17 protein-coding genes are annotated in these 14,942 nt (G+C 40.0%); all 17 read right to left on the bottom strand.

The window, feature by feature from the left end; translation table 11 throughout:
* Window position 1 precedes the first annotated feature (1 nt).
* Window positions 2–862 carry a phage tail family protein gene (locus JNUCC23_RS02000; protein WP_454215961.1) on the bottom strand — a complete coding sequence of 287 codons (861 nt, stop codon included), beginning with the start codon at window positions 860–862 and terminating at the stop codon, window positions 2–4.
* 10 nt (window positions 863–872) lie between these two features.
* Window positions 873–5,459, bottom strand: a complete 4,587-nt coding sequence (locus tag JNUCC23_RS01995) for a hypothetical protein (protein WP_454213986.1) — start codon at window positions 5,457–5,459, stop codon at window positions 873–875.
* Window positions 5,460–5,475: 16 nt separating this feature from the next.
* Window positions 5,476–5,697 (bottom strand): hypothetical protein, encoded by a 222-nt coding sequence (locus tag JNUCC23_RS01990; protein WP_454213984.1) that lies wholly within the window; start codon window positions 5,695–5,697, stop codon window positions 5,476–5,478.
* A 113-nt stretch (window positions 5,698–5,810) separates the two neighbouring features.
* Window positions 5,811–6,266, bottom strand: coding sequence for a tail assembly chaperone (locus JNUCC23_RS01985; protein WP_454213982.1), 456 nt, complete (start codon window positions 6,264–6,266; stop codon window positions 5,811–5,813).
* A gap of 59 nt (window positions 6,267–6,325) precedes the next feature.
* Window positions 6,326–6,841 (bottom strand): phage major tail protein, TP901-1 family, encoded by a 516-nt coding sequence (locus JNUCC23_RS01980; RefSeq protein WP_454213980.1) that lies wholly within the window; start codon window positions 6,839–6,841, stop codon window positions 6,326–6,328.
* Window positions 6,842–6,856: 15 nt separating this feature from the next.
* Window positions 6,857–7,261 (bottom strand): DUF3168 domain-containing protein, encoded by a 405-nt coding sequence (locus JNUCC23_RS01975; protein WP_454213978.1) that lies wholly within the window; start codon window positions 7,259–7,261, stop codon window positions 6,857–6,859.
* Window position 7,262: 1 nt separating this feature from the next.
* Window positions 7,263–7,688, bottom strand: a complete 426-nt coding sequence (locus JNUCC23_RS01970) for an HK97-gp10 family putative phage morphogenesis protein (RefSeq protein WP_454213976.1) — start codon at window positions 7,686–7,688, stop codon at window positions 7,263–7,265.
* A complete protein-coding gene (locus tag JNUCC23_RS01965) occupies window positions 7,681–8,019 on the bottom strand; it encodes a phage head closure protein (RefSeq protein WP_454213974.1) in 339 nt (112 codons plus the stop codon). The genes JNUCC23_RS01970 and JNUCC23_RS01965 overlap by 8 nt, the downstream gene beginning before the upstream one ends.
* Complete coding sequence (locus JNUCC23_RS01960) at window positions 8,016–8,324, bottom strand: phage head-tail connector protein (RefSeq protein WP_454213973.1); 309 nt, start codon at window positions 8,322–8,324, stop codon at window positions 8,016–8,018. The genes JNUCC23_RS01965 and JNUCC23_RS01960 overlap by 4 nt, the downstream gene beginning before the upstream one ends.
* Window positions 8,325–8,335: 11 nt before the next feature.
* A complete protein-coding gene (locus JNUCC23_RS01955; protein ID WP_454213971.1) occupies window positions 8,336–8,629 on the bottom strand; it encodes a hypothetical protein in 294 nt (97 codons plus the stop codon).
* A 25-nt stretch (window positions 8,630–8,654) separates the two neighbouring features.
* Window positions 8,655–9,605, bottom strand: a complete 951-nt coding sequence (locus JNUCC23_RS01950) for a phage major capsid protein (RefSeq protein WP_454213969.1) — start codon at window positions 9,603–9,605, stop codon at window positions 8,655–8,657.
* A 12-nt stretch (window positions 9,606–9,617) separates the two neighbouring features.
* Window positions 9,618–10,253: a DUF4355 domain-containing protein gene (locus JNUCC23_RS01945; RefSeq protein ID WP_454213967.1), complete on the bottom strand. Its 636-nt coding sequence runs from the start codon at window positions 10,251–10,253 to the stop codon at window positions 9,618–9,620.
* Between the two features lie 81 nt (window positions 10,254–10,334).
* Complete coding sequence (locus JNUCC23_RS01940) at window positions 10,335–10,520, bottom strand: ribosomal-processing cysteine protease Prp (RefSeq protein WP_454213965.1); 186 nt, start codon at window positions 10,518–10,520, stop codon at window positions 10,335–10,337.
* Window positions 10,517–11,539, bottom strand: coding sequence for a phage minor head protein (locus JNUCC23_RS01935; protein WP_454213963.1), 1,023 nt, complete (start codon window positions 11,537–11,539; stop codon window positions 10,517–10,519). Before JNUCC23_RS01935 ends, JNUCC23_RS01940 begins: the two co-directional genes overlap by 4 nt.
* Window positions 11,540–11,541: 2 nt before the next feature.
* Window positions 11,542–12,903, bottom strand: a complete 1,362-nt coding sequence (locus tag JNUCC23_RS01930; RefSeq protein WP_454213961.1) for a phage portal protein — start codon at window positions 12,901–12,903, stop codon at window positions 11,542–11,544.
* An 8-nt stretch (window positions 12,904–12,911) separates the two neighbouring features.
* Window positions 12,912–14,114 (bottom strand): PBSX family phage terminase large subunit, encoded by a 1,203-nt coding sequence (locus tag JNUCC23_RS01925; RefSeq protein ID WP_454213959.1) that lies wholly within the window; start codon window positions 14,112–14,114, stop codon window positions 12,912–12,914.
* Entirely contained in the window at window positions 14,107–14,931 is an 825-nt protein-coding gene (locus tag JNUCC23_RS01920) for a terminase small subunit (protein ID WP_454213957.1), read from the bottom strand. The genes JNUCC23_RS01925 and JNUCC23_RS01920 overlap by 8 nt, the downstream gene beginning before the upstream one ends.
* Window positions 14,932–14,942: the final 11 nt, after the last annotated feature.

Raw genomic sequence — 14,942 nt, 5'->3', positions numbered from 1 at the left:
TTTAAACCCCCACGAACTGAGGTATATGATAAATATCTACCTCTAAGAAATCTAGATTTTCATCTGCATCGTATCGAAAAAGATTATCTCCGACACTTAACTGCAAAAAGGTACTTCCAAAGATAATAGTGTTAAAAATATTTGACGTAACACCATTTAGAGTCGATTCGATTCTTTTCTTCCCCTTATTCGTATTAACTGTAATAATCTCCCCTGCAGTCATAACCTTATTAAGCTTAAAACTCCTACCAGTATTTACGTTTACCAGTGATGGATTTATAACTGTTCCCAATGCTCTAAACTTGATTATCATGCCGGTATCCACATGCCCATCATTTAAAACGTTGACGATTAGGGATGGTGATCGAACTCCCATTTCTACCCCGTCTTCTGGAATTTCTAGTTCAAACTCAAAATGAGGTTCCCATAAAGCGATTTCTGTTTTTTCTATTTCAGCTTTATTGAAGTATGGGTTAGGGCAAATAAAATCAACCGATCCCTTTTGGAATTGCTCTGTTCTCTGGCTATCAGGAAAAAACGGCAAAGAATTAGCTACGGCCATGATTTCTCTAACGACATAATCATTTTCATATCGTAAAGTGCCTAGTCCTAGTTTAGGGTTTAGCGCTTTTGAAATTTTAATTCTTGCTGCTGAGATCCCCTCTTGCTCTCCGTCAATGAGGAAATCCAGAGAAATAGTACGTTCTTCTAAAAAACTATTGGCGTAAGTGCTCCCGTCCTGAAATAAGGTTCGCTGAGTTTGAATGTTTGCTCCTACATCTCCGAGACCTTCAACTTTTTGCAAATAATATGGGGGGCCATCAAAATGGATGACATCCCCGTTTGCGCTTGTGAAAATCACTCTTTCCAATTTAGCCCCTCCATCCGAACGCTGCCCGTTGAAGCATCTGTTTTTGTTTTCGAGCAGATTCTGCCGGTGTGGATTCTGCCGGTGTGAAATAGTTGGTTATTGTTGGGTTAAATCCTCCACCCAATCCTCCACTACCCTTGTGATTCACCGACATATCAACGCTCAATTCTTGTTTAATTTGGCCTTTTAAATCATCCATTTGTGACTGCGTATCAAGTGGTTTTGGTGTCATTCCTGTTAAATTAGGAATTGACGCTAACGCCATTTGTTTTGATACGGCTGAAACGGCACTAATTGAATCATTCAACCCAACAACTAATCCTTGACCAGCGTATTGACCAATTGTTCGCAATACGCGCGACGGTGAATGAATGTCGAGAGCGCTAGTGATTGCATTCTTAATGGAATTTGCAATTTGTTTAGCCTTGCCGACCAAATCACCCTCCATAGATGCCATTCCGTCATATAACCCCTGCATAGCATCCTTTCCAATGCTTTCAAGCGTCGATAACTCTTCTGCGGTGCCAGCTGTTATTGCTTCGATCTTTTTGATCCATTCCAGTCTCAAACTTTCCAGCTGATTAGCTGTTTGATGATGAAGGTTTTCTATTTGGGTTTGTGTGTCTGTTTTCAATCCCTCAAGTTCCGAAATAGCCTGTTCTCTTGCAAGGCTGGATTTTTCCTTCCAAAGAGATTGATATTCATCTAATTCAGTGCTTGTTAAGTTGTTAAGTGCAGCGATCTCTCCATACGCTTTAGGTCCCATCAGACGAAGTTCTTCAAGAAGTCCACCATCGATACCTTTGCTTGCTAATTCTGCAATGTCGGCTGACCACTCTTTGAACCCAGCAACTTGCCCTTTCAAATTCCCGATTAAATCGGAACCCGTACCCTCAAACGATGTTTTCATTTGGTCAAATAAACCACTAAACGAATACAAGGACTTAGCACGTTCATTGACTGAATTGTTATATGCGTCTGTCAATCTCTTTTCTTCTGCAATCATGTCATCATTGATTTTTCTTGTTCGACTTAAATATTCCTCGTTAATAGACGCCATCTTTTCGTTAATTTGTTTCAATACATCCGCTTTTTGTTGTTGGATTTGAGTATATTTTGTTGATTCCACCGCGTATTTTTTACTTAAAGTTTCTAGCATACGGACTTCATCAGCCAAACCGATTTCACCGATTCTTTTCTTTTCCTTGATGTAGTCTAGCTCTAAATCAAGCATTTCTCTATCCATAGCACGTTTTGCATCACGTAGAGCAAGTTGCGCCTCAATCTTTTCGTCGGTTCCATCTTTGTATAATTTAATAGTGCTTTCCCATATCTTAATTTCATCTTTGACAGAAATTTGTTCAAGTGACCGTTTATTGGAGATGAAGTTTTTAGTACTATCCAAGCGTTCTTTAGCCAAACCATTTGTTATATTTAAGATATCCGCAGCTTCTTTTTTCTGGATATTCACAGATTCTTTAGATGTTTTTTCTAAAATCTCTTTTACTTGGCGATGTTCTGTAACCGTTAATTTTCTTTTTTCTTCATAAGCTTTTTTAGTAATTGCATTAATTTCTTTCTGCGCTTTATTTTCAATCTCAATTCGATCAGTTTTAGCTTTTTTAGTAATAGCAGAAATCTCATTTTGAGTATTTTTGTTTAAATCAATCAGACTTTTATTGTAACCACCCAAGGTTTGCTCGTTTGATTTGATGAGATTCGATAAGTCTGGTATTGCCGCTTTCGCTAACCCTGTGCCCGCTTTTCCGACGGCACTGCTCATGCTGGATACACCCATGACCATACCCTCACCAACGAATACCCCAATATCTTTGAATACCCTTGAAGGTGAATGGATTTTTAACATCGACTTGGCTGCATCAACCATGTTACCGACTGTTTCTTTAATGGCAGTTACGGCTCCAGATGCTTTTGATATGATCCCTTTTATTAACCCGGCAATCAAGTCAGCTCCCGCACTAAGCATCTCACCTGCGAACGCCTTCACTTTACCTGGTAATTCACTGATGATTTTAACTAACGCGACGCCACCTTCAACGGCTTTCTTTTTGATTGCTTCCCATGCTTTTTTAACAGCGTCAGATATTGCTGTCCAGATTTTCACTGTAGCCGCTTTGATTTTGTCCCAATTGGCAATGATCAGAATAGCCAGGGCTACAATTGCTCCGGTTACCCAACCAATTGGACCTAGTGCGATAAACCACGCTGCCGCCATTCTTGCTGCTTGAGCCATAGCTTGTACGCCCATCCATACCCATCTAGCAACAAATACCGCCGCTGTCGCAATCATGGATGCAACTGCTCTTGCCATAGCTGCTCCAGTTGATAACGCCCATGCCGCTGCAACTTTTGCTGCATGAATCATCGCTTGAGCTCCTATCACCGTCCATCTAGCTACGAATAGGGCAGCTGTTGTTACCATTGAAGCGACAGATCTCGCCATTGCAGCACCCGTTGCTAATGTCCAAGCTGCTGCTGCTCTAATTGCATTCGCTGTTGAAATTGCAGCGAGCCTAACCCACTGTGCAATCATTGATGCGACGGACGTAACAGTTGAGGCAACTGATCTTGCCATTGAAGCGCCTGTCGCTATCGTCCACGCCGCAGCTGTTCTTATTGCGTTCGCCGTGGATTGTGCTGCAATTAAGACCCCATACCTGATCATAGTTGCAGTATTCGCTACCCAAGCTGCTGTTGCTCTTGCTGCACTCGCTATAAATGTGCCGAATGCTTGAACCATTCTTAGCTCGAATAAAGTTGCAAAAGCGATAATATTGGGTACCGCCGCAATTAGCATTCCAGTCAAAACAATCACTGCTCCTAGAATTTTACCAATCCAAGGATGGGCCGAAATCATGGAAGACGTCCACGAAATGATGCCATTGACGATACCCAATAACCAGGCACCTGTTGGAGCAAGAGCGATTCCCAAGTTGGTAAGAAAAGTTGTAATATTGCCGATTAGCGCAACAACTTGTGGTCCATTCGTCTTAATGTAATTAATGAAAGCTTGGAATTGTTGGTTCTCCCCCAATGTAGCTGACCATTCTTTAAACCGGGCCATCATGTCCTGCAAACTCGTCATCATGCCAGCAGAGGAAGGAGCAAATGCAGCAAACAAATTAATGATCCCGACGATTGCGTCACGGAAAATTGCACGTACTTTCGGCATATTTTCGTTTACATAATTAACAAACGAACGAAAACCTTCGCTTTCACTAAGTCCTTTCGACCATGCTTCGAACCTCTGAGTCATTTCTAAAAAACCTTTAGAGGTTGCATCTGTCAACGGCTCAAAAGCTACCATCATGTTAAACAAACCCTGTATTAGGTTTCCGACAGACTTAGTTATTCGTTCTAATAATGGCCCGCCCATTTTGTTTAAATAATTGAAAAAAGCCATCATACTTTCGGATTTAATTTGCCTGCCTAAACTATCCATTAATCGATTAACGGCATTTGTCACGCCACCGAACATCGGTTTAAGTGTTGTTAGAACTTCTCCAAAGATGTTTAGAGCTTTGGTGAATATTTGGAGTGTTTCTGTCTGCAAATCTTTCGTAATGCCACTCCATACTTTTTTCAATCCGTTCATTGATTCCAACGCTTTTGTTTGCTCTGCATTCAATGAACCTTGAATTTCTTTCATTTCCTTCAAAATCTTATTGCGTTCTTTTAAGGAAGATGCATCGTCAAGCTTTTCTTGTAGCTTCTTTAACTCGGATGATGCACTAAACACATCTTTTAGATTCGAAACGGCTACTGCACCAAAACCAATCGCACCAGCACCAGCTACACCAAACGAGGATGCAAGAGCAAATGTAGATCCTGCAAGAACTCCAATCATTGGCCCGAGGTTTCCGATTAAACCACCCAGCGTTGCGAGTAACGGGACAATTGCTGGGGAGAGAGAAATCATAATGCCTCTTGCGGTTGTTTGTTGTAACTCCTGATAACTCCTGGTGAAATTTGCGATACGGGAAATAGTTTGTTGGAAATTGTTTACTCTCGTTTCAATTGGGATAAGAACACGAGTCATTGCTAATTGCCATAGGGATGTCCTCACAACCGCCACATCTGCAACAACATCGGAAATATCGGCGTTGATATCGACTGTCGTGTTATTTGGTAATGATGCTAGTGAAGCTCCCACGGCTGCAACATCTGCTATGGCACCAGCTACATCTGTTTCAATGTCTATGTTTACATCGTTTGGTAGAGCTGTTAAAGTAGCTTCCACCTGAGCAATATCGGATAAAGCGTCGGCTACATCCGTCTCAACATCAATTTCGAGTTCGCTCGGTAAAGTGTTTAATGCCGCTTCTACTTCACTAATTTCCGACATAGCTTCAGATACATCAGCTCCGATATCTATGTCATGTTCTCGAGCCAAGTCTGATAATATAGCATCCACCGCGCCCATTTCTGACATGAACTCGGATATATCAGCGCCAATTTCAGCATCAGCTCCCGATGCTGTATCTCTTATTTGTCGGTCAACTTCCCTCATAGCTCGTTGGAAATCCCTTATGTTTGCGCCAATTATGGCTTCAAAATTCTCAGCCAAGCAATCCACCTCCTTCCTACTTCATGCTAGGTGAATAACCCTTCATTGCTTCTTTTGCTTTTTTATAGCGCTCAAGAGATAATTCCGTTCTTTTTTCAGTTTTCGGATTATCTATGGATTTTCGGATTTTATCGGCATCGTATAGATCCTTTAATTTCAATCGTTTTTTGCTATTATTTGCTTTTGCTGTAAACATCGCATTAGCAGCAGAAAGTTCGTAATCATCAATAGTTTTCAACTGTGAGCCTTTAATAAAGTTTCTGAACTGTTTAGGTGTCCAAGAATAAATTAAATCGATGTCATACACATTTAATAAATGCGCTGCATCGACTTCTAGTTGGTCATAATCAATTACGCTGTTAGTTCCTTTTTGGCTTCCACTAACATGTCGTATACTTTCAGATTCCGTTCTTTCTCTTCGTCCGTTTTTCCAGTCGATTTCATCAGCTCGATGTTTTTCCAGAACTTTTTCGACTGTTGTTTGAAAAAACCCGATTGGTCAATGGCTTGGTATGCCTCTTTTAGCATTGGTTCGGTATCTTCGTCCTCATCAATACGTGCGACAATTGCATCCTGAATAGCTTCCAAAGAAGGTTTATCCTTTCCTTTTAGATAACTTAGTCCGCAATCCCAAAACGCAACAAGCGATTCATTAGAGCCCTGTAGCAACCCCATATAAACGCTGTGGAAACCGCCTGATTTATTACCTTTTTCGTCCGTTTCACCGTACTTTTCCTCGGCTACTTTCGAGAATTTAAAGTTGAATTTTGCCTCGTATTCTACACCATCAATTAATAAAATTGTCATTTATTTTTCCTCCTAAAGTTATAATCAAAATAAAAAAGACGGGATATCCCCGCCTCTCGTTATGTTTGTGGTGTTTGGTCAGGGAACTCCCCGGTCGCTGCACCTGGTTTCTCAAATCCGTATTTAGCAAAGTCAATTAACTCAGGTGGCAATGCATCAATTTCACCTGTTTGTGAATCTCCGATAACTTGAAGAGTTGCAGAAACCTCAACAAACCCATCTTGTGGTGATGATTTTTCCACGGATTCCACAATGCAATAAGCGAATGTTGCATCATGTTTGTTTGTTGTGTTTGTATTAACGTCAACTTCCCAAACTTTAATCTGTTTCTTTGTTTTGATTGCATCAAGGATAGCTTTTTGCCCCGGATCTCCTGTTTCACCATAAGCAGTTAGTTCGAACGATTCGCTGTTTTGGCCATATCCCACGATACGCCCAAACTTTGTTGATTCGTCTAAAATATCATTTTCGATTGAATAGCTGTTTTCTGTAAGATTCGCAATAACCAAACCATCTGATGCCAATGCCGCATCAGTTGACTGAACTAATAGAATCGTATCTTTACCGTTTTGCATATGCTCACACGCTCCTTAATTGTTTTGTATGGTGTATTTCATTCTTAAAATCCCATGTCGTATTCGCGGATCTGTATCGTCGATTACACGAATATTGTCCACGTCAATTTTCTGTATGGTAAAACCGTCTAGATTTAACTTTAATGCAAGGGAAGCTAAACAAAGGTTAATAATGTCATAGGCTTCTTTCTTGCCGTTATAGATAGACCAAACGTGAATCACGATGGATAGTTCTTCTCTGAACTTCTGTTTTGTAGGAGAAGGCAGAGTATTCGGCTCTCCAATCGTAATATACGGGAATGCCTGATCTTCTTCTACTGCATCAAAAACACCTGTTATTTTCCCCAAAATAATCGGGTCGGTAGACAGGCGTGAAAATATTCCTTTTTGCAATTCAAACATGGCCGTTTGTATCGTCATGTTATCTACCTAACTTTCTCATTTCTTTGCGGAAGTAGCGTTCTCCTGCGTCTACGGCAGGGTCCCAAAATGGTTGAGCTCTCATACCTCTAGTTGTGACGAATCTACCTAGCTTATCCGACCAATAGGTCCAAGGGGTTGTTCGTCCCTGCCCAGTAGAACTGTAGATTCCTGTGCCATACTCAACATATATGGCATAGCTTGCGGTTACGCGAACAACAGCCAGTAAACCATCTTCCAGTATTTCCATTTCTATTGAATCGCGTAAATTTCCGTCATCAACAGGAGCCAAGGCTTTTGCATTACCGTGTATAATAGCTGCTGTTTCTGTGACGATCCGTTTTACTTCATCAATTATATCTTCACCATATTTTTTCGCAGCGTTTTGCAGAGCTCGATTTCCAAGTTTGATTCTTCCTCTAGCCATTTCGAACCAGCTTCAATGGAACTCTCATGATTTCATGTGCTCCGCCTTGATCGCTTGGTCTTGCAGCCAATTCATATATTTCATTTTCAAATACACAGCGCATTTTTTCATTGATATCCGTTCGATATTCATAAAACAAAACACGATCAAATGGATTTGTTAATTGTTGTGCTAGGAACATTTCTCTAGCATCTTGGGTAGTTGGACTATCACAAAAAGCATCCATATCAACAATTACATTTATCCACGCTTGAGTGTAGCCCCCTGCTCCATCTGGTATCTTTTGAAATGATTGAAACGTCACTTTATGCGGGTATTCATCGTGTATCATACAAATCTCACCTTTTTATAAGGAGAAAGATATTTCGTGATGCTTTGTGGCAGCTCGGTTTCATAGGAATATGAGATGCTACCCATCGTCTTCCCTTTAAGTGTTGAGTCGCCCATATTATGTTCAATAGCCTTGGCTACATAAAGCTTCACACCAGCTGGTAATACCTCTTGACCATCGACTTTAAAGGAATTATTACAGTAGTCCTTTGCCTGATCAACAAACAAAGGAACAACCTCCATTAGATAGTTATCATGCTTATTCGTTTTAATACCTAGCATGTTTTTCACGCTTTGGATATCCATTTAACCACCTACTATTCGCCTGTAATCAGGGCAATCAATTCATCTTTTGTAGCATTAGATTTATATTGGATGCTTTCTTTATCCAAGAAGGATTTCAAATCATCGTTTTTTATTCCTTCTAATTCGTCGGCTGTCAGTGTGAAATAGTCCACAGGGTCAACTGACTCAACAGACTTAGCTTCTGCTAATTTGTATCCCTGTGACTTATATACAACATCATAAGCTCGCTGTGTGACTTGACGAGCTTTCCCGTTGCCGTCTACTACATTTATAATGCTATCTGGAGCTTTAACGTAGGTTGTCATATTATTAATCTCCTTCTCTTAGGTATTAGGGAGTAACATCCGGTGTTAATGCTGCAAAAGCATCGTCAGTAAGAGTCATAAAGCCCACTTGTTGAGTAACGCGCAGAGCGAACATATCACGTTCAAATAGATTAATTGGTTCGCTGTCTTCCCCTAACACCGTTGTCAATGTGGCATCCTCAGAGATTTTATATTCCATACCTTGAGGAATACCGTAACGAGTGTAATCCCAATCAGCCGCCAATAGAAGCGTTTTTGTATAATCCCAAGACTTAGAATCCACATAACCAATTGGAAGCCCTAGCGCTTGCTGTGTAGCTCCTGCTTTAGCATCATTGAAGATTGGTAGACCGCTATTATCCCTTGCACCTCTTAATTTTTGACGAAAACGACGAGTAGTAGTAAATCCATCTGCATCTTTGTCTGCTTCTTCAATAAGAGCCATTAGACCATTTAGCTCCTCGTAAAGATCTCCAGCATCATCATGAGTAATAAGGTTTCCAGCAGCTGTCGCCTTTTCGAATACAGATACACCAGTACCGAATGGTGAAGCCGTTCCAAATAATGCAGCTTGGTCAAATTTAATTGCAAAAGCCTCTGCAATAGCCGGACGCATTTGGGTAAAGAAATCTGAAACAGTATAGCGTAAGAATTCCTTTGAAACCGGGATGATAACCCCTAGTTTCTTAGAAACCATTTTGGCACTTAACCATGTAGCCTTAGATGTTTGGATTTTCTCCCCTTCACCTACCCAGTAAGCCCCAGGTCCAGATGCGAGATAAGTGAATTCTTTTTCAGGTTTTGTCATATTTTCAAATTTTGCTAATTTCGTAACGGCTGATTGCGTCATAAATTCCTTTAACACTAAAGTCCCTTGTTCACTAGGTACCTTTCCCGTTACGGCATCTTGTAGCAAGACGTTAGCTGGGTTGAAAGCAAACTGTTGAATATTAACCTTTAATAATTTATTCTTCACAAAAATTCCTCCTTAGTTTCGAATGCTCGCACTTGCTGCAAGAGCTCCTATATCAATTGTTCCTGTACCTGGATTTCCTCCACCTGGTTCGATGGATCTGCCATGCTCTTTAAACTTGGCGTCGACAGCAGTTTGAACAGCTTTGGTGTATTCTTCTTCAAGTTTTGAAAGATTAGATGTTGTGCCATCCTCGTCTTCCCCAATAAAAAAGTCAATAATGCCATCGGGTAGGTTCTTTTCTTTCGCTACCTTTAAGGCTTTATTGACAAGCGTTTCTCTATTACGAGCTTTGCGTTCGCCCTCGATTTCCTTTCGAAGCTTCTCAACTTCGATTTCAGCAGGTGTTTTCTGAGGATTGCGCTTATTAACTTCGTCTGTGATAAGAGTTTCTAGATTGTTCGTTTTCCACGTCTCGAGACCTTTTGTAAAATGAGCATCAAGCTTAGGTTGAACCAGTCTCTTTCCTTCATCTGTATCCAAGAACCCTTTCACCTTATCAGCAGATACGGCAGAAAGTTCTCCAAGATATGTTTTTACGTCGTCTTGATCTTTATTGTCAGAAAGAAACTTTTTGATAGCTTCTAAATTGATTGCATTTTTATCAAATTGTTTAATATTCAGTGGTAAAAGTTTTGATTTAATTTTCATGTTTTTCCTCCTAGCCATGCAGTACGAGCCTACATGTCATTTTTGAGTATAAAAAATAAGCCTTTTTATGACTTGCCAAGGTCAATCGTTTTTCTCTTTGATGCTAACCTGTAGATCTCCTGGATACTGATCAGATAACTCTTGTAAAAACCGGATGGATGATTGTAGAAGAGTAGAAACGGATGCACACACAATGCTTTCTGTATGTCCAGTAGCCTCTATTTTCATATAGCCATCTTTTCCTACGGTCACTTCGATATTAGTCATTTAAGCGCACCCTCCTTGCCTTTATACCACTTGTCATAACTCATATAAGGAATAACCCTGCTAGGCGGCTGAATCTCTTTCTGCGCCTTCTTGAGCGCTTGTTTATACGTCATATTTTCCATATACTTATCGATTCGATCAGCTAGTTTTTGCTGATACTTATCGTCCATGTAATCACGTTCACGACGATTAATTGGTAATAACCCATTGACCGTCATAAGCTTAACGCATCTACACTGGATATCCATTGAAGCAATCCCCCATAACCGGGGAGCCTTAGCCTTCCATGACTTGTAGTGGAAAAATCCATTTTTATCTGTTTTCTGGCCATCTAGTTCCCGATGCGAAATCCTAACCCGATGATCAAGCATACTCATCCACACGGCACCCATATCAGCATAATTAGAGGCCTGTTCAATGACCTTTTCTGACGCAATGGAACGAGCACGCCCTACTTCTGTACGAGCTACTAAACGAGCTTTTTTCTGACTAAATCCAACAGCCTTTTCAATACGTTTCGCCATAGTCGCATAGCCTTCACCAGCAATCATACTTTGCGAAAGCTCTATTTGGATTTTACGAACAATTTCATTCCGGTGCTCCTTAAAAATTGATGGAAGAGTAAGTTTATCGATCGGATTAAGCAGCGCTTCTTGAATTACACCTATGCTCGGTATATCAAAACCCATATCCGTACCATCCGTTACCGCCATTTCCACCAGGTAGGCTGTCATGAGGTATTTAGCTACGAACTGATTTTCTGATTGCGCCTGCACATCCTTGATAATCTGCTTGTAATCATCCGTGAACATTTCACTAATGAGCTTCATTTCTTTTTGAAAGCGATTATACTTATTTAACTCAGTGAAGGAAAGTTCACCGTTTTTTTCGTACTTTCTATACATCTCGGACAATTGAAAAAGGATCACTTTTAATCGCTTAGCAAAGACCTTTTCCAATTCCGTTTCAGCAACCATCAATCGCTTATCAAGTATTTCTTCAATCTCCAGCTGATCCATTGTCACTCACCTACTAACGGTTCTAGCTTTTCACCGATGCGGAATTCATCATTTTCCATTTCTTCGATTTCAAAACCTGCATCATCAACAAAAGAAAGGAGAGAAAGTCTTGTTTTCTCACTTACGAGACCTTTTAATAATTGAGTGGTCTGTGCTTCATCAAAGTTATTAGCAGGCAAATTTCTTTTGAACCCATACCATACTTTCAAATAATCCTCATTCGCACAAATTCCCCTCTTAGACCATGCAGAACAAAGCACCTTATATTGATATCGCAAAGCTGCTGTCATCTTCCGTTCCATGGTTATACATTTGTTCTCCAATGAAAGAAGTTTAAATCTCATAGCTACACCAGTGATATTCCCGCCGAATGATTCATCAGAGAAGTTCACAGACTTAGCAAAACGTAAAATATTCTCTTCCAACCTATCAAGATGGTTTTCGATCATTTGGTCGTTAATATCCTTAGTAAGATACCGAACATCGTCTTTTTCATCAAACAGCTCGAATATGCCTGTTTTTTTCAGATTATCGAGCGTCTCTTCGTCCGCCCCCATTCCTTTAAGAATTAAATAAGCCAGACGATATTGTTCAATCTCGTTCGAAGCATCTGAAAGAGTACGATCATAAGCATCAATTAGAGAAAGCACCTTCTCAGTATCAGCTATTAATTCCTCATTGTTGGGTAATCCGAATAATGGGCAAAAATCAAAAGTGTGCATCTTTTCCTCTGTCAGTACGTATGGACCTTTCTGTTCGAAGATATAATACTTTTCACCATCATAAAATTCAGCCTTGTATTTATTATCATCAATCGGATAATAACGTAGCGCGTATTCCGGTTCTGTCATATCCTCGTTATAGAGAAAAATCGCTTCCCAAGGGTTTATATTGGTAATACGTTCTTTTCCTTCACGGTCAATATAAGCAAGTCTTGCGCTATACCCACAAATAGCAGCCTTTTTCCCCCATTCAGAATCCTTATCCTCTACATTACTACGCAGATTAAATTCATCCACAGCCTTTTTAAGAGGGGTTTCCTTGCTATTTGTTCCTCCCTTGTCTACCTCATATGAAATAGGATGACCAAACATATAACCTACTTTGGTATCGACAATTTCAGCATCAAAAGAGTTGTTCAAAAGGTTATTCACTTTATTATCAATCCGTTTAATGGATCCTGTTTCAAAATCCTCATATTCAACTGGTTTACGGGATAAAATTGGGACTCCATCGATAGCAGCCTTATAACGTTGATAGAAATTGATCAATTTTTCCCGTTCAACTTTATGGTTTTCAATCAATTCAGCTATAATCTCGCCAGATATGCCTTGTTTTTTGATTTTCTCCAAGTATTTACGCATGTTATCACCTACCTTGTTTTCCTTCTCTTCGGTTTCAAATGCGTATAAATCGCATAACGAATGGCATCAAGCACGTCATCCCACTTTTTCACTGGTTCGCCCGTATTAGCGTTCCATACATACATGAATATTTCTTTTTGGAATAGATCTACAGCGTCTTTTACGACTTTTAATTTATTTACTTTGAACAATCGGGCCACTTCTTCAATACCAGAAATGACAGCTTTATCAGCATTCAAAGCTCGTATTCGCTCACGTCTGAACCGAATTATATGTTCGGGTCGCGCTGTATCACAATAAAAATTAATATTGCCGAATCGTTCTATAATTTCCTTTGCAACAGTGACCCAGTAATCAATTTCTTCATGCTGTTTGCTATGTTCTTCTAAGAGGTAAATATCATCTTTATCATCAATTCCGAGCACAACAATAGAACCAGGATGCTCATAGCCCCAGTCAACGCCCGCAAAGTATTTAACGAAATTTAACTTTTCTGCTTCTGCAGAAGAAATGTAATGAACCTTGTGATCGAAGTCTTTGTAAATAACTCCTTCCGCAGCCACCCATTGGCCATAAATATCTCGGTCCGTAAACATACCTGTCGGAGTGGAGGCAATGATACTTTCCACGTACTCTTCATCCAGATAGATATTATCAAATAACGTGAAGTGGAAGGCTTTAATATTCAACTTTCCATTCTTCAATCTTTGGCCATCTTTATCAATGTAATCTGTCTTTACAAAATGAGCAGGGTTTTCAGGGTTAGTGTCAATCAGGACCCGAGCTCCTGGATATGAACAACGGGAAATTACTTCTTTGACGAACATGTCATGTAAAGCTGTTCCCTCATTCAACAATGCTCCTGCAGCTGTAAATCCACGAGCTTTTTTCCAAGCATCTGCATTCGTACCATCAAAGCAGTATATTCTGTTGCCGAATACACTAATAGCATTCGTTTTATCTAGTTTTAACTCTTTGCCAAGGACCTCTTCCATATCATTTAAAATGTTACGACGTATGGATGCTTGAGTAGAGCCACCTATAACGAATGACAAACCCTGATTTTCAAACTTAGCAATATGCATTAAAAAAAGCAGGATGAATACAAAAGTTTTCCCTGCCCGTTTTGCGCCACTGGCCATCAAGATTTTTGGCTGTTCTTTGATGAAACAATCCCATACTTCCTTTTGCTTAGGTGTTAAATCAGCCATCTGATTCACCCGCCATTCTACGCAACATGGCAGCGACTTCGCTTTCTTTAGTTGTTGTTCCTTTGTCACCTTTTATCTTTTCGATTTCGGTTTTAAGTTTTTCTTCCTGCAACTTCTTACGTTCATTTTCAGAAAGGAGGTCAGTGTATTTAGAAAGGAATTCCAAAGCTTTCATCTTGTCAGCGAGTTTGACCGAGACACCGTCTTTGCCTTTTTTAATTTCTGTAATCAAAGTTCCGTCCACTTCATCAGCATTTTTAAAATCCACATAGCTGTAGCTGTACATGACTTGATCTCCATTTTCATCTAGCAAAGGTTCACCAGATAAGGGATTAACCTCTGGTTGTTCCTTTTGCCCGAAATCAACAAAGTCTGTAATGTCAGCAAAAGCGATATCAATGTACTTTTGAAGTACTGCTTGAGCATCTATAAATATACCTTGTTGTCTCTCTGTTTTTAGGCGCTCAATTTCTTGTTTTATACCATGTTTGACCATAAGAGTATAAGCGTTCTTATTAGCCACCTCATAGCTACACTGGTAAGCTTTCTGATATGCCTTAGTAGCATTGAAATACTTGATGTAATAAAGACAAAACATCTTCTGTTTATCATTCAAGTCATCTGACTCAATTATCGGTTTTATGGTTGCAACCTTTTGCTTTTCGGTTGCATCCTTTTTCGTTGGATCCCTTGACCAACCTTCACGGCTTTTCCTACTTTTCAAGGTACCAATTTTCACATCATGTTTATCAGCAAGAGCCTGTAATGTAATCTTAGAAGTTTCATATTCAATTCTTATTTCATCCCAATTAGGCATGTCATGTCACC

Source organism: Peribacillus sp. JNUCC 23 (assembly GCF_053653995.1).
Note: the sequence above shows the minus strand (reverse complement) of the source record. Positions and strands in the feature narration are given on the sequence as shown.